The organism is Anaerosalibacter bizertensis (assembly GCF_009696605.1).
Classification (GTDB): Bacteria; Bacillota; Clostridia; order Tissierellales; family Sporanaerobacteraceae; genus Anaerosalibacter; species Anaerosalibacter bizertensis.
On the sequence record NZ_VULR01000003.1, the window covers coordinates 119480 to 135763 of the forward strand.

The 16284-nt window shown below is 29.5% G+C and carries 12 protein-coding genes; 9 read left to right on the forward strand and 3 right to left on the reverse strand.

The window, feature by feature from the left end; genetic code table 11:
• Window positions 1-23 precede the first annotated feature (23 nt).
• On the forward strand, window positions 24-4304 hold the full coding sequence (locus tag FYJ27_RS03405) for a 2-hydroxyacyl-CoA dehydratase (protein ID WP_154483139.1): 4281 nt from the start codon (window positions 24-26) through the stop codon (window positions 4302-4304).
• Between the two features lie 58 nt (window positions 4305-4362).
• Here FYJ27_RS03405 and FYJ27_RS03410 read toward each other — a convergent pair whose 3' ends face one another.
• Window positions 4363-5727: an aldehyde dehydrogenase gene (locus FYJ27_RS03410; RefSeq protein ID WP_154483142.1), complete on the reverse strand. Its 1365-nt coding sequence runs from the start codon at window positions 5725-5727 to the stop codon at window positions 4363-4365.
• A gap of 264 nt (window positions 5728-5991) precedes the next feature.
• Between FYJ27_RS03410 and FYJ27_RS03415 the strand changes: the two genes are divergently transcribed.
• From FYJ27_RS03415 to fni, 7 genes are all read left to right on the forward strand, one after another.
• Window positions 5992-6954, forward strand: coding sequence for a hypothetical protein (locus FYJ27_RS03415; RefSeq protein WP_154483145.1), 963 nt, complete (start codon window positions 5992-5994; stop codon window positions 6952-6954).
• 190 nt (window positions 6955-7144) lie between these two features.
• Window positions 7145-7717 (forward strand): DJ-1 family glyoxalase III, encoded by a 573-nt coding sequence (locus FYJ27_RS03420; RefSeq protein WP_154483148.1) that lies wholly within the window; start codon window positions 7145-7147, stop codon window positions 7715-7717.
• 101 nt (window positions 7718-7818) lie between these two features.
• A complete protein-coding gene (locus FYJ27_RS03425) occupies window positions 7819-8430 on the forward strand; it encodes a DNA-3-methyladenine glycosylase (RefSeq protein WP_154483151.1) in 612 nt (203 codons plus the stop codon).
• Between the two features lie 56 nt (window positions 8431-8486).
• Complete coding sequence (locus FYJ27_RS03430; RefSeq protein WP_154483154.1) at window positions 8487-8828, forward strand: hypothetical protein; 342 nt, start codon at window positions 8487-8489, stop codon at window positions 8826-8828.
• Between the two features lie 14 nt (window positions 8829-8842).
• A complete protein-coding gene (locus FYJ27_RS03435; RefSeq protein ID WP_154483157.1) occupies window positions 8843-10024 on the forward strand; it encodes a cation:proton antiporter in 1182 nt (393 codons plus the stop codon).
• Between the two features lie 114 nt (window positions 10025-10138).
• The gene (locus FYJ27_RS03440; RefSeq protein WP_154483160.1) at window positions 10139-11044 is read left to right on the forward strand and encodes an LCP family protein; all 906 of its coding nucleotides are present in this window, start codon (window positions 10139-10141) and stop codon (window positions 11042-11044) included.
• Between the two features lie 31 nt (window positions 11045-11075).
• Window positions 11076-12107, forward strand: a complete 1032-nt coding sequence (gene fni / locus FYJ27_RS03445; protein ID WP_154483163.1) for a type 2 isopentenyl-diphosphate Delta-isomerase — start codon at window positions 11076-11078, stop codon at window positions 12105-12107.
• Here the strand turns inward: fni and FYJ27_RS03450 are convergent.
• Entirely contained in the window at window positions 12104-13903 is a 1800-nt protein-coding gene (locus FYJ27_RS03450) for a DUF2207 domain-containing protein (protein WP_154483166.1), read from the reverse strand. The two genes, fni and FYJ27_RS03450, sit on opposite strands and share 4 nt — an antisense overlap.
• 204 nt (window positions 13904-14107) lie before the next feature.
• Between FYJ27_RS03450 and FYJ27_RS03455 the strand changes: the two genes are divergently transcribed.
• A complete protein-coding gene (locus tag FYJ27_RS03455; RefSeq protein ID WP_154483169.1) occupies window positions 14108-15091 on the forward strand; it encodes a biotin--[acetyl-CoA-carboxylase] ligase in 984 nt (327 codons plus the stop codon).
• On the opposite strand, the gene hydF is transcribed toward FYJ27_RS03455, so the two are convergent.
• Window positions 15076-16281, reverse strand: a complete 1206-nt coding sequence (hydF, locus tag FYJ27_RS03460; RefSeq protein ID WP_154483172.1) for a [FeFe] hydrogenase H-cluster maturation GTPase HydF — start codon at window positions 16279-16281, stop codon at window positions 15076-15078. The genes FYJ27_RS03455 and hydF overlap by 16 nt on opposite strands.
• Between the last annotated feature and the right edge of the window lie 3 nt (window positions 16282-16284).

The following is a 16284-nucleotide window of genomic DNA, read 5'->3' on the forward strand; positions in this document are numbered from 1 at the left end:
TAGCCTGCTAAGGCTGTGTATCTATGAAAAAATTATACTTAGGATTAGATGTAGGTTCAACAACAGTCAAATTAGTGGTTTTAAACGAAAATTTTAAAATACTTTATAGTAATTATAAGAGACATTTTTCCGATATAAAGAGCAGTGTAAAAGGACTTATATTAGAAGCTTATAGTAAATTTAAGAATGAAAAAATTAGCATAATGGTAACTGGCTCAGGAGGGTTGTCTGTAAACAAATGGCTTCAAATTCCTTTTATTCAAGAAGTGGTAGCCTCTACAACTGCTATTAGAAAATTCATACCTAGAACTGATGTAGTTATAGAATTAGGTGGGGAAGATGCAAAGATAATATATTTTGATGGTGGAATAGATCAAAGGATGAATAGTATCTGTGCTGGAGGAACAGGAGCTTTTATTGATCAGATGGCTTCCTTACTTCAAACAGATGCAGGAGGATTAAATGAACTTTCTAAAGGTTATAAAGCTATATATCCAATAGCTTCTAGATGTGGAGTATTTGCAAAGACCGATGTTCAGGCTTTAATAAATCAGGGAGCTTCTAAAGAAGATATTGCAGCTAGTGTATTTCAATCTGTTGTAAATCAAACTATAACTACCCTTGCTTGTGGAAGACCTATAAAAGGAAATGTTGCTTTTCTAGGAGGACCATTACATTTTCTATCGGGACTTAGAGAAAGATTTATAGAGACCCTAAAGTTAAAAGATCATGAAATAATATATCCTGAAAATTCTCAACTATTTGTAGCTATAGGTGCTGCTATAGCTTCAGCAGATGAAGATAGTATTACATTTGAGGAGTTGAAGAATAGATTTGTACATTTAGATAGACCTATTGATACAGATGTAAAAAGAATCAGACCTTTATTTAAGAGTGAAGATGAGCTTATGGAGTTTAGAAAAAAACACAGGACTCATAAGCTTGTTGAAAAGGATATAAGGAATTTTAAAGGAAGATGTTTTCTAGGCATTGATGCAGGGTCAACTACTACTAAAGTAGTCCTTATTGATGAAAATAAAAATATACTGTATTCATATTATGGAAATAATAAAGGGAAACCTTTAGATTTAGTTGTACAAATTCTAGAGGAAATATATTCACTGCTACCTAAAGAAGCCACTATTAGTTATTCTGCTGCAACTGGATATGGTGAAGAACTTATAAAGGCAGCATTAAATGTAGATGAAGGAGAAGTTGAAACTATAGCCCACTATAAGGCTGCAGATTATTTCCTTCCTGGAGTAGATTTTATTCTTGATATTGGTGGCCAGGATATGAAATGTATGAGAATAAAAGATGGTGTTATAGAAAGTATACTGCTCAATGAAGCATGTTCCTCTGGATGTGGTTCTTTTATTGAAACCTTTGCCCATTCAGTAAATATGAGTGCTGAAGAATTTTTAAATGAAGGTCTTATGGCTGAAAATCCTGTAGATTTAGGTTCAAGATGTACAGTATTTATGAATTCAAAGGTAAAACAAGCTCAAAAAGAAAGTGCTACAGTTGGAGATATTGCAGCAGGACTTTCCTATTCAGTCATTAGAAATGCTTTACAAAAAGTAATTAAAATAAGGGATCCGGAAGAAATGGGAGAAAAAATAGTAGTTCAAGGAGGAACTTTTTATAGTGATGCTATTTTAAGAAGCTTTGAATTGGTTTCAGGTAGAGTTGCAGTAAGGCCAGATGAACCAGGGCTTATGGGAGCTTTAGGAGCAGCTTTAATAGCAAAAGAGCGTTTTGAGCCAAAATCTAAATCATCTTTGTTAAGTAGAGAAAATTTAAAGAGTTTTTCTTATGATACAAAGATGAGAAGGTGTGGTGGGTGCGGAAATAATTGTTTATTAACTATAAATATGTTTTCAGACGGAAATAGATATATTACAGGGAATAGATGTGAAAAAGGGGCAGGATTAACTAAAAAGAAAAAGGATATTCCTAATTTATATGATTATAAATATAAGAGAACATTTAATTATGAACCATTAACTAAGGATGAAGCAAGAAAAGGAACTATAGGGATTCCCAGAGTTCTTAATATGTATGAAAACTATCCATTTTGGTTTACATTTTTCACAAAATTAGGATATAGAGTAGAACTGTCAGATCATTCAACAAGAGAATTATATGAAAAAGGGATAGGAAGTATACCAAGTGAAACTGTTTGTTATCCTGCTAAACTAGTTCATGGTCACATTATGAATCTAATAAAAAAGGGAGTAAAAATTATATTTTATCCTAGTGTATTTTATGAGCAAAAGGAAGATCATGAGTCAAATAATCATCTAAACTGTCCAGTTGTAACTTCTTATCCAGAAGTTATTAAACATAATATAGATGAGATATATGAAGAAAATATTACTTTTTTAAATCCATTTTTAACTTTTGATGATAAAGAAGGACTTAAGAAAATTCTTAAAAAAGAGCTAAAATCTTTATCAATATCTAAAAAGGATATTGATAAAGCAGTTGAAAGTGCTTGGCATGAAAGAGAAAGATATAGGAAAGATATACAGAGAAAAGGTGAAGAGGTTATTCAATATCTAAAGAAGAATAATATGAAAGGAATAGTCCTTTCAGGACGTCCATACCATATTGATCCAGAAATAAATCATGGTATTCCAAATTTAGTTACTTCACTTGGAATGGCCGTCCTTACAGAAGATTCGATTTCACATCTTGAAGATGTAGAGAGGCCATTGCGAGTAGTAGATCAATGGACATACCACTCTAGGCTTTATAGGGCTGCTAGTTTTGTAGCTAAAAGTGAGAATTTAGAATTAGTACAGCTTAATTCATTTGGATGTGGTTTAGACGCGGTAACTACGGATCAAGTTCAGGAAATATTGGAAAACTATGAAAAAATATATACCGTTCTTAAGATAGACGAAGTAAGCAATCTTGGAGCAGCAAAGATAAGATTACGTTCTTTAAATGCAGCAATAGAAGAAAGAGAGAAGGTTAATTTTAAGCCTGTTAGAACAGGAGAACCTCTTGAAAGGATAGTATTTACAAAAGAAATGAGAGAAAACCATACTATTCTTGTTCCACAAATGGCACCAATCCATTTTAAACTTATAGAAGAAGCAGTAAATACTTGTGGATATAATATTGAAATATTACCTTCAGTAGATAAAGAAGCTATAAATGAAGGACTAAAGTATGTAAACAATGATGCTTGTTATCCCTCTATTATAGTAGTTGGACAATTTTTAAATGCATTAAAATCTGGAAAATATGATTTGAATAATACATCAGTTTTAATGAGCCAAACAGGAGGGGTTTGTAGGGCTTCAAATTATATAGGATTTATAAGAAAGGCATTTAAGGATGCAGGATTTGGACATATTCCAGTTATAAGTGTGAATCCTTATGGTATGGAATCAAATCCAGGCTTTACTTATTCTATGGAATTAGCTAGGAAGTCAATTATGGCCGTAATGTATGGAGATCTTCTTATGAGAGTTCTCTATAGAATTAGACCTTATGAAAAGATTAAAGGATCTACAAATATGTTATTTGAAAAATGGATGGATAAATGTATTGAGGCAGTAAAAGTTGGAGATAAGAAAGAATTTAAAGAAAATGTACAGGGAATAGTTAAAGATTTCGATGAGTTAGAAATAAAAGATGTAAAAAAACCAAAAGTAGGAATAGTAGGAGAAATACTTGTAAAATATCATCCTACAGCAAATAATGATATTGTAGAAGTGCTTGAAAGTGAAGGAGCAGAAGTAGTAGTATCAGATTTAACTGACTTCCTAATGTATTGTGCGTACAATGAAACATTTAAATTTAAACAATTATCAAAATCAAGATTGAATAAGTTCGTAGGAGATATGGCTATACTTTATATGGAACACTATAGAAAGCCATTGAAAAAAGCATTAAATAACAGTAAAAGGTTTAGTTCCCCACTGAAGGTTCAGAAATTGGCAGAGCTAGTTACTCCAATGATTTCAGTAGGAAACCAGGCAGGAGAAGGATGGTTATTAACTGCAGAGATGATAGAGTTAATAGAAAATGGAGCTGAAAATATAATATGTGTACAGCCTTTTGGTTGTCTTCCAAACCATGTTACTGGAAAAGGTATGATTAAATCAGTAAAAGAAAAATATCCAAAAGCAAATATTGTTGCAATAGATTATGACCCTGGTGCAAGCGAAGTAAATCAATTAAATAGGTTAAAACTAATGTTATCAGCAGCCTATGATAATCTTGAAGAAAAAGAAGGACAAGGAAAACAGTATGAAGAAATATTAGAGAGTTCTTTTGATTCAATTTAAAGTTTAATATATTTTTAAGACTGGAATGCTAAGATTTAGTATTCCAGTCTTAATTTTATTATTTCAAAAACTTTTTTACAATATTTAGTTTGTTACCATAAGGAGGGTATCTAAAATTAGGATCGATTATATTACTTTTTTCTAGAATGCTTTTATAATGGGTAAAAGTGTCAAAACTTTTTTTACCATGATAAGAACCCATACCACTTGTGCCTACTCCTCCAAAAGGAAGATATGGGCTTGAAAGGTGCATTATAGTATCATTTATACATCCGCCGCCAAATGAAATACCATTTATAATTTTTTCAGCATTTTCCTTATCATTAGAGAAAAAATAAAGGGCTAGTGGTTTTGGATGAGAATTTACTATGTCTATAACCTCGTTTAATTCTTCGTATTCTAAAATAGGGAGTATGGGACCAAATATTTCTTCACCCATTATTGGATCATCCCAATTTACATTGTTCATTAAAGTAGGAGAAATATAAAGAGAGTCTTTATCATAATCTCCTCCATATATTATTTTATTATTATCTAATAGTTTAATAAGTCTATTAAATTGTCTTTCGTTTATTATCTTTGTATATTCTTCGCTATGTAGTGGATTTTCTCCATAAAATGTTTTTATGTAGTAAATTATATTATTTATCATTTCGTTCTTAACATTTTTATGAATGAACATATAATCAGGAGCAACACAAGTTTGACCAGAATTCAAGAATTTCCCCCAAACAATTCTCTTTGCAGATAAATTTAAATTTGCTTTACCATCTACTATACATGGACTTTTTCCTCCTAATTCCAATGTAACAGGGGTCAAATATTTTGAGGCTTTTTTCATTACTATTTTTCCAACGGGAACACTTCCTGTATAGAAAATATAATCAAAATTTTCGTCTAAAAGCTTTTTTCCTCTTTCTCCAGTGATAACATGAATATAACCAGTATCAAAATTTTCATTTATAATTTCTTCTATTATTTTACTAGTATAATAAGAGGTGCTAGAAGGTTTAAGTATAACTGTATTACCTGCAGCTATACTCCCAATTAAAGGTACAATAGATAATTGAAAAGGGTAATTCCAAGGTGATAATATCAAAGTATTTCCATAGGGTTCAGGATATATATAGCTACTAGATTTAAAATTAGTTATGGGAGTTTTAACTTTTTTAGGTTTAGCCCACTTTTTTAAATGTTTAGTTATAAAGCTTATTTCGCTCAATACTATGCCTAATTCTGTTGAATAAGATTCAAAATTTGATTTGCCTAAATCTTTTTTCAATGCTTCCATTATATATTGTTCATTTTTTTCAATGTTTTTTTTCAATTTATTTAAATTTTCTATTCTAAATTTAATATCTTTAGTTTTTCCAGATTTGAAAAATTCTTTTTGTTTTTTTAAAGTATCTTTATTATAATACATAAAATTCACTCCTTAAGTTTATATACCTATTTTAATTATACCTTTAAATGAAAGTAATCAAAACTAATTTATAAAGTATAAGGGATTTTTTAACATAAAACCATTTTTGTAACTACTTTTAAAATAGTATTTGATATATTTATAATGAATTAAAAAATTAAAATGGTGCTAGAGTCCAATAAAAAACTAAAACGATGCAAAAAATTTCTATATAATGTATAATAAAGAAGGAATGAAATTATAAATAATGAAAGAGGTAATGGTATGAAAAAAAAGAAATATTTGTTTTTGATTCTTGGCTTAATAATAATAATATTTGTTTCCAGTTGTACCTCTAAAAATAGCATTGTAAGCAAAGAAGATTCTAGCGAAAAAACCAAAGAAGAGTTAAAAGAGTCTAAAAAAGAAAAGCAAGAAAAAGTTATGATAGAGTTTAAAGCTTTAATATCGGAGAATAAAGAACCTTATCAAGTTATAGAATTTATCGATGAAAACATTGAGAAAGTTTCCAAAAAAGAGTCAGTAGAAATGCTGGAAGATTTTGAAAAACTACAAGAAAGCTATATTGATTTATATACCGATGAATTAAGTAAAGAAAACAGACAAAATATTTTATCTCAAACATATTCAAATTCTGAAATTGATCCTAATAAAATAGAAGAGATAAAAGACGATGAGTTGAAAGAACTAGTTTCTAAGATAGTAAAGGGAAGATATAAATTGGTTGAAAAAGAGGGTTCTTATTGTCCAGTAATTAACTATGTAAGTTTTAAAGATTATGAAAAATTTCTATCAGATGAATTAAAAGAGTATTTGAATATTAAAATAATAGAATCTGAAGCACCTGCTATTTTAGATGGCAAAATAGCTATAACTTGGGATGAGTTAGGAAGTAGATTAATAAGAATAGAGAAATATTTAACAAAATATGAAGAAGGAATAAAGGATGAAGAATTAACAAGGTTATATAGTGAATATCTACTTATGTATATATCAGGTTCAAAAAATACTCCTATATACAATGATGAAAACAAGAAAATATCTAAGGAAATACTTGATGCTTATAAAAAAATGGCTTCTAACAATAAGAAGACAATTACAGGAGAAATTATAAGGGAATATTCACAGCTAATAGAGGATAATGATTATTTAGTAGATGATACGGTAACATCTAGATTGTTAGAAGTATACAATGAAGCTATAGGAAGACTTGAAGAAAATAAATAAGCCCACCACTGGCATAGTTCTGAAACCCCTTCAATAAATAGGAACTATGCCTATTTTATTGATATGGAACAATTTGATTAATCTGCAATACTATGGTATATAATAATTAAATAAGAATTTACAGTCCTAAATTTATACATAAAGAAATTTGGGATTTTTTTATAAAAATATGTTTAAAGGAGGGGTTTTTTTGAAAAAAGTATTGCTTATGTTAGCCGAAGGGTTTGAAGAGGTTGAAGCTCTTACAGTAGTAGATTATTTAAGAAGAAAAGATATAGAATGTGATACTTGTTCTATTACTGAGGAGAAGAAGGTAGAAGGTGCTCATAGAATAGTAGTAGAAGCTGACAAATGTTTAAAAGATATAAGTGATAAAGATTATGATGGAATAATTCTTCCAGGAGGACTTCCAGGGGCTACAAATTTAAGAGATGATGATAGGGTTATAGAACTAATAAAAGAGTTTAATAAAAGTAAAAAATTAATTGCAGCAATATGTGCAGCACCAATTGTGCTGGAAAGAGCTAAAGTTATAGGTGGGAAAGATGTAACTTCTTATCCGGGAACAGAAAATGAGCTCACAAGTGGAAATTATAAAGAGGATTTAGTGGTAAGAGATGGACATATTATAACAGCAAGAGGTCCTGCTGTAGCTGTATATTTTGCTCTAGAAATAGTATCTTATTTTTTAGGGGAAGATATAAAAGAGGATTTAGGGAAAGAAATACTACTAGATATGGTTGAAAATAAAGTAAAAAAATAATATAACAAAAAAGCGGATTTTTCCGCTTTTTTATCATATTGTAATAAATCTGTTAGAATAGAGCTTGTGAGTAAATACGGTGATTATCTGGGAGGCAAAAAATGAAATTAGATAGGAATTTTTATAATAGGGATACTTTAGTGGTTGCTAAAGAACTATTGGGAAAGATTTTAGTACATAAAATAAATGGAAAACTATTAAGTGGAATGATTGTAGAAACAGAAGCCTATTTAGGGGTTAATGATAAAGCTGCCCATGCATATGGTGGTAGGAGGACTAAAAGAGTAGAAACTATGTATGGCCCACCAGGTAGAGCTTATGTTTATATTATATATGGAATGTATAATTGTCTAAATACAATAACAAGGGAAGAAGGTGTTCCTCAAGGAGTTTTAATTAGAGGAATTGAACCTATCGAAGGGCTGGATTATATGGCATTAAATAGATTTAATAAACCATTAGAAGAATTGACAAAAAACCAAATAAAAAATTTAACCAATGGTCCAGGTAAGTTATGCCAGGCCATGATGATTGACAGATCATTAGATAAAGAGGATTTATGTGGTGAAAGACTTTATATAGAGAAAGGAATAGATAGAAATTTTGATATAGTTGAGGCTAAAAGAATAGGAATAGATTATGCAGAAGAGGCAAGGGATTTTTTATATAGATTCTATATTGAAGGGAATCCTAATGTATCCAAGTTTAAATAAGTATTTGAAAAAGAATTTTTATAGGAATATAATAAAAAAGAAGGAGGGATAGGAATATGGAAGTATTAGTAATTGTATTAAACAAGATAGATTTATTAGAGGATTTAATGGTGGAATTTAAGAACAATGACATAAGAGGGGCAACTATTATAGATAGTATGGGAATGATTAGGGTTCTTGCAGATGAACATCCAGAAGATTTACCACTATTTGGTTCTCTGAAAATGATGCTCAATGAAAATAGACCTTTTAACAAAACTATATTTACAGTATTAAATAGCGAAAAAATACCTATTGCAATGGATTGTGTTAAGAAAACTGTAGGGGATTTAAATAAAAATGGAGTAGGTATAATGTTTACTATTCCAGTAAATATAACAGAAGGAATATTAAAGTAAAGGGATGATTTTAGATGCACATGTTGTTTTATATAGCTATTGTACTATTTGCAGGAATGTTCTTTGCAAAGATTTTGGCAAAGTTTAAATTGCCTAATGTAACTGGATATTTAATTGCAGGCCTTATTATAGGACCTTCAATATTGGGAATTATACCAAAAGAAGGGGCTGATAAACTTTCCATTATTTCTGAGGCAGCTCTATCTTTTATAGCTTACAGCATTGGAAGTGAATTTAATATAGAAAACCTAAAAAACGTAGGCAAGGGGGTTATTGTTATAACCATTTTTGAAGCTTTAACAGTTGTAGCTTTAGTTGATATATCTATGATTTTTATATTTAAACAACCTGTTCCTTTTAGCCTGGTACTAGGAGCAATAGCTGCAGCAACAGCACCAGCAGCAACGCTAATGGTCATTAGACAGTATAAGGCAAAGGGACCAGTAGTAAATACACTATTGCCGGTAGTAGCTATGGATGATGCTGTAGGAATAATAGCTTTTGGCATTTCAACTACTATTGCAAAAGCTATATTAAATAATTCTACTAATATCTCAGTATTTAAGATAATATTTATTCCACTATTAGAAATATTTTTTGCATTGCTTCTAGGTTTTATAATGGGAATTATTTTAACTTATTTATCAAAAAAAGCAAGAGGAGAAGATAGTTTACTTTCCATTATTATAGCTGTACTTTTTGCTACAACAGGTATTGCTATAAGATTTGAACTTTCTTCATTACTTGCATGTATGATGGTAGGAGCTACTTTGATCAATATAGATCCAAATAATAAAAGGGCTTTTACAACTGTTGAAAGATTTACTCCACCTGTTCTTATTTCATTTTTTACTATAGCTGGAGTTCAATTAGATTTATCTATTCTTAAAGATGTAGGATTTTTAGGAATAGCCTATGTAATTATTAGGGTTGCAGGCAAGATGTTGGGAGCTTATTTAGGAGCTAGGATTTCAAAATTCCCAAGTACAGTTCAAAAATACTTGGGATATACATTAATTCCACAAGCAGGAGTGGCTATAGGACTTTCTATGGTAGCTCAAAATACATTACCAGACCCTTATGGGGTTCGAATAAGGACTATTGTTCTTGCAGGTACAGTTATATATGAACTTGTGGGGCCTATGATTACAAAAATGGCTTTAATAAAAGCAGGGGAAATTCAAGTAGGCAAATAGCCTACTTAGTTTGTTTTTTGGAATAATAAAAACAACAATAATATTTTTTTAATTGCAAAAAAATGTTTATTCTAGTATTATTTAATCTAAGTACTCTAACTTTGAGGTGAAATCATGAAGAAAAATTTTTTAAAAGCTTTTTTTATATCTTTAATTTGTTTTATTTTAGCTTATATTGGTATTGGGTATTTTATTTTAAATAATGGAATAAAAAGCCCTAGAGGAAAAGATAGCGCAAACAATAAAAATGAAATATTATTTTTACTTTTAGGAATAGATGCTCAAGACTTAACACAAGAAAAAGGTGCCAGAACTGATACTATGATGTTAGTTAAAGTAAACCTTTCTACTGAAGGAGTTGACATACTTTCAATTCCAAGAGATACAAGAGTAAATATTGATGGAAGAAAAGGTAGAAGCAAAATAAATGCAGCTCATGTCCATGGAGGACCTGAATTAGCAGTTAAAACTGTAAGGCAACTTTTAGGGCTAGAACTGGATTATTATGTAAAAGTGGATTATAAAATAGTTGAAGAAGCAGTAGATGCTATAGGTGGCGTTGAAGTGGAGGTTCCACAAGATATGTACTATGAGGATCCTTCAGCAGATCCACCTCTTATTATAGACTTAAAGGAAGGCAGGCAAGTCTTAGATGGACAGAAATCTCTTCAATTTTTAAGATTTAGAAAAGGTTACAAGGATGCGGATTTAGGAAGGATTAGAGCTCAACAGCAATTTATGAAAGCTTTTATAGAACAAGCATTAAGGCCTAAAAATTTATTTAAACTTCCTAGAATGGTACCTTCATATTATAGAAATGTAGATACTAATATACCTATGAGCACTTTAACGAAGATGGCATTAAGTGCTAGGAAGATAAATACAGATAATATTAATTTAAGTACTATCCCTGGCAATGGGAAGTGGATAGATGGAGTTAGTTATTATATATATGATGAGAACCAATTAAATATAATAGTAAGAGAAATGTTTGGGGATTATATCTATGATAATAGATAATAGAATAATTAAATTAATGTGAGGTTTTATTATGAAAAAGATTGAAGAATTTAATAGCCGAAAGAATAGGAAGATAGAGCATATAAAATTTTATTTAAAATCGGAACATGAAAACAGTACTTTATTTGAAGACATATATTTAGAACATAACGCTTTGCCAGAGTTAAGTTTTGAGGATATAAATACTAAAACTTTGTTTTTAAACAAAAAAGTAGATTATCCTATTATGATTAATGCCATTACTGGAGGTACAGACTTTTCTCAGGAGATAAATAGGCAACTTTCTTGTATAGCGTCAGAATTCAACATTCCTATAGCAGTAGGTTCTCAAACTATAGCATTATATGATGAAAAAAGTAGGGAGTCTTTTAAAGTTGTAAGAAAAATAATGAAAGATGGTGTAGTAATAGGGAATTTAGGCTCTACAGCTACAGTTGAGGAAGCTAAAGTTGCTATAGATATGATAGAAGCAGATGCTCTACAGCTTCACCTTAATGTAGCCCAAGAACTTATAATGAACGAAGGAGATAGAGATTTCAAAGGTATATTAAATAATATAGAGAATATAGTTAAAAATATAAATAAACCATTAATAGTAAAGGAAGTAGGGTTTGGCATATCAAAGGATGTAGCTAAAAGATTGAATGACATAGGGGTTTCATATATAGATATATCAGGATCTGGAGGAACCAATTTTATTGAAATAGAAGGAATAAGAAGAGATGATATAGATTTTACAGACCTCTATTCTTGGGGAATACCTACTGCTTTAAGTCTTATAAAATGTATAGCTGTAAATAAAAATTTGAATATTATTGCTAGTGGCGGAATAAAAAGTTCCCAAGATATAGTTAAATCTTTATGTATTGGGGCTAGTATGGTAGGAATAAGTGGGGAAATTTTAAAGAGGCTATTGGAAGGAGGATATGATTTAGCTTACAACTATATAGAAGGACTTACTCATAAATTAAAGATTTTAATGCTCCTCCTTGGAAAAAAAGATATTGAAGAATTAACAAAAACTCCATATAAGGTAAAAGGGGAATTAAAGGAGCTTATTTAAAATCCACCAGCTCCTCCACCACCAGCTCCAGTACCTCCACCTCCAGAAAAGCTTCCTCCACCACCAATACTACTATTATAATTCGATATAGGGTTGAAAGCTTCTTCCATACTTTCATGAAGTATATGTTTATTACCAGAAAAAAAGTACCAATAAATCCAGCTATTATTTATATAGTGTTTATTAGAAACTACACTTTTAAAATTATCTAATATATCTGTATTTAAGCCTAAAGCTATGGCATATATCAAGGTCATATCCAATGGATATATTAAATCTTCTTTATTAATATTTACTTTTTTAGTGTTTTTTATATATCTTATAAATTTTCTCCATTTTTTGTATTGTGCATGCCCTTCATCACTTTTCCTAGATAATAAGGTTAGACCATATATGAAAACAATAATAGAGATTATAAGCGGAAAAAGTCCATATATTACTCCATATGCTATAGTGGCTATGGAGATAATAAAGAATATAATAGAAAAAACAGTTAATATATATCCATACTTTTTAACTCTCAAATCCAAATAACCTTTATCTTCTGTTTCTTTTTTTACTAAGCCTTGCCATTTATTAAAGTCTTCTAAAAATTTATCATTATAATTTTCCCCATATTTATTTATGCTTTCAATGTCTACACTATTTCCTGTACCGATAGTATCTATGATCCATTGAATAAAAAAGCTTTCATGTTTCAACAATCCTTCATCTTGGTCTTTAATTTTTATAATATTTAGGTTGGTAGATTTTCCTTCTTCTTCATTGTTTTCTATTTTGAAATATCCTTTTCTTACTAAATCAAGAATTGTGGCTACTACAACTTCTGTATTACTAGATGAAAGGGTTAAGTAAGAGGCTACAGCAGGGCTACAGTCTTCTGGAATAATATTAGAACTTGTTTTTTCATAGATATTTATTTTCCTTTTCAATTTTGAAAGGAAAAATGCTAAAGTTATAATACCAATTCCACCAGCAATTAAGGAAGCATAGCTTAGTACTTTAGTTATTTTTTCTTTTTGCAGTTCTTTTTTTTCTATATCTTTAATAAGGGCTTTTTCCTCTTTTAAAATATTATTATAATTGCTTTTGTTTGACAAATTAGATGATTTGGGAATAAAATTGTTTGGGAAAAGAATTCTTCCCTCTACAAATGTATTTTTTGGTACATCTTCAACTTCCATGTGAATTAAGTTCTCATCTTTAAAATCAGTCATTCCATTTAAAGGTCCATGAGCAAATATTTTAACTTTATTATTTCTGTTTTGTGGTAGTTTAATATTAACTGAGAAAAACTCTATAGGTGTCTTATTTTCACTTCCTAAGAACTGATAATTCAATTCACCAGTATCATTATGTTTTATTGCTACATTTTTCACTGTATATTTAATTTTAAAAGTTTTCTTTTGGTCTTTTGAAGGAGAATATATAGTTATAGTTTTTGAGTTATTATTAGTATCTATGGTGAATACATTAGAATTACCCTTTTTTCCTTTATTGATATTATCGTATTTTATTTCTTCTCCATCTATTATTTCACCTACTTCTATATTTTTAACGCCACTAGTTTTTTCTAGAACTATTTCTCTAAAAACCCCATTAAATTTGCCTGAGAAATCAAAGGTTATATCTTCCTCAATATATAGATCTCCATTTTCTAGTAGTTCAGATTCGATTAACCATCTAGAAATAGATAGGGAGTCCTCAGCATAAGGTTTCAATGGAAAAGATAATACCATAATAAGTATTAAGAATATAATTGAAAATTTTCTAGTAGAATTTATTATTTTGCACATCTCCTTTCTATTTGTCTATTTAAATTATTTTACCATTATTTTGTATTTAGTGTCAAATTTTAAACAGAGTATGAAAAGTACATATAGTTATAATATCTTAGAATTTAAATATAAGATAGAGGGAAAAATTAATATATGAAGAATATATAGATTAAAGGATTAAATTATACCTAGTTAAAAAACAAGACATAGAAGGGGATTTTAATGAAAGAAGGAATATTAAAATTATTAAAAGAGAATAATGATGACTTTTTATCAGGAGAAAAAATCAGTGAATATTTTAATGTAAGTAGGGCTGCAATATGGAAACATATAAATACTCTAAAAGAAGAAGGCTATGAAATAGAATCAGTTCCAAGAAAAGGATATAGACTTATTTCTTCACCAGATATACTTACTTATGGAGAGATAGAGAAATATTTAGATACAGAATTTATTGGAAGAAAAATATATTATTTTGATACTATAGATTCAACAAATAAAAAAGCTAAGGAAATAGCTTTAGAAGAAGTTGAGGGGACCATAGTTATTTCAGAGGAACAGACTCTAGGCAGAGGAAGACTTGGAAGAGGTTGGGTTTCTCCAAAAGGAAAGGGTATATGGATGTCTATTATACTTAAACCACAGATAGATCCAATGAAGGTTGCAAAAATAACCCAAATAGGAGCAGCAGCAGTTTCGTTAGCACTAGAAGATTTAGATATTAAATCCTATATTAAATGGCCTAATGATATAGTCATAAATAGAAAAAAAGTATGTGGTATTCTTACCGAAATGAGCTGTGAATTGAATATGATCAATTATGTAATAATGGGTATTGGAATAAACGTAAATTTAGATAAACAAGATTTTAGAGGAGAAATAGAAAACGTTGGAACATCCCTTAAAGTAGAAACAGGTAAAAAAATAAGTAGAAAAAAACTTCTAGGACTATTTTTAAATAGATTTGAGGAATTATATACTTCTTTTATAAATAAAGATAATTTTGAAGACACATTAAAAATTTGCAGAAATAAATCAATACTTATAGGCAAAGAAGTAAGAATTATAAAGGGGAGAGATGAAAAATCAGGAAAAGTAGTAGGTATAAATGATGAAGGGGAATTGTTGGTGGATTATGGAGAAAATAAAGTGGAAAACATTATGTCTGGAGAGGTATCTGTGAGAGGGCTTTACGGATATGTATAGCCCTCATTAAAGATTTCTAAGCTTCTATCTATTATTCCATTTAAATAGGCTAACACTATTCCATAATTAGTTATGGGAATAGTGTTTCTAGCACATATTTTCATTCTATTTTCAATTTCCTTCCTATTTACCATACAGCCTCCGCAGTGTATAACAAGATCATAATTTTTAATGTTTTCGCTAAAATCAAATCCTGATTTAAAGTGAAAATTAAAGCTTTTATTTGTTTTCTCTTTAAGAAGCTTTGGAATTTTAATTCTCCCTATATCTTCATGACTAGTATTGTGTGTACAATTTTCAGCTATAAGTATATCTGCTCCACTTTCCAATTTTTCTATAGCTTTTATGCCTTTAATAAATTCTTTTAAATCACCTTTATGCCTAGCAAATAGAATAGAGAAAGAAGTAAGCTTAATTTCTTTAGGAACTGTATTGTCTACTTTTTTAAATATTTGAGAATCGGTTATTATTAAATCGATATCATTTAAGTCCTTTAGAGCAGATTCAAGCTCTGTATCTCTTACAATATAGGATTTAATTCCATGGTCTAAACAATCCCTTATAACCTGTGCTTGTGGAAGAATAAGTCTTCCCTTTGGGGCTTGTTTGTCAATAGGGATTACAAGTACTACTTTTCCATTATAAGGGACTAAATCTCCTACAATAGGCAATTCTTTTTCTGTATCTTTAATTGTATCGATTAATATATTTTTAAGTATATCTATATTTATCTTCTCAGTAGAAGAAATAAATATGGCTTCAGGATATCTAGATTTGATTATTTCAAGAAATTTATTATTGACAGTATCTATTTTATTTATTACAAGAATATAGGGTATATTATATTTTTTGAACAATAATTCCATATGTTTAATAGAATTATTATCTATATCGTTTATATCTACAATATGTAGGGCTATATTAGTTCTTCTCATAATATCTATACTTTTTTCTATTCTTAAATTACCCAATTCAGTATCATCATCAATTCCAGCTGTGTCTATAAAAAGGACTGGACCTATAGGGTTTAGTTCCATAGCTTTTTTAACAGGATCAGTAGTAGTACCTTTTACAGGGCTTACTATAGATATTTCTTGATTTGTTAAGGTATTAAGTAATGAAGATTTACCTGCATTTCTTTTTCCAAAAATAGATATAACTATCCTATTTGAATTTGGTGTATTATTCATGTT

What these genes read in the sequence shown, in the direction of transcription:
- FYJ27_RS03405 (WP_154483139.1), top strand. Translation starts at nt 24, where the DNA reads ATGAAAAAATTATACTTAGGATTAGATGTAGGTTCAACAACAGTCAAA.
- FYJ27_RS03410 (WP_154483142.1), bottom strand. Translation starts at nt 5,727, where the DNA reads ATGTATTATAATAAAGATACTTTAAAAAAACAAAAAGAATTTTTCAAA.
- FYJ27_RS03415 (WP_154483145.1), top strand. Translation starts at nt 5,992, where the DNA reads ATGAAAAAAAAGAAATATTTGTTTTTGATTCTTGGCTTAATAATAATA.
- FYJ27_RS03425 (WP_154483151.1), top strand. Translation starts at nt 7,819, where the DNA reads ATGAAATTAGATAGGAATTTTTATAATAGGGATACTTTAGTGGTTGCT.
- FYJ27_RS03430 (WP_154483154.1), top strand. Translation starts at nt 8,487, where the DNA reads ATGGAAGTATTAGTAATTGTATTAAACAAGATAGATTTATTAGAGGAT.
- FYJ27_RS03435 (WP_154483157.1), top strand. Translation starts at nt 8,843, where the DNA reads ATGCACATGTTGTTTTATATAGCTATTGTACTATTTGCAGGAATGTTC.
- FYJ27_RS03440 (WP_154483160.1), top strand. Translation starts at nt 10,139, where the DNA reads ATGAAGAAAAATTTTTTAAAAGCTTTTTTTATATCTTTAATTTGTTTT.
- fni (WP_154483163.1), top strand. Translation starts at nt 11,076, where the DNA reads ATGAAAAAGATTGAAGAATTTAATAGCCGAAAGAATAGGAAGATAGAG.
- FYJ27_RS03450 (WP_154483166.1), bottom strand. Translation starts at nt 13,903, where the DNA reads ATGTGCAAAATAATAAATTCTACTAGAAAATTTTCAATTATATTCTTA.
- FYJ27_RS03455 (WP_154483169.1), top strand. Translation starts at nt 14,108, where the DNA reads ATGAAAGAAGGAATATTAAAATTATTAAAAGAGAATAATGATGACTTT.
- hydF (WP_154483172.1), bottom strand. Translation starts at nt 16,281, where the DNA reads ATGAATAATACACCAAATTCAAATAGGATAGTTATATCTATTTTTGGA.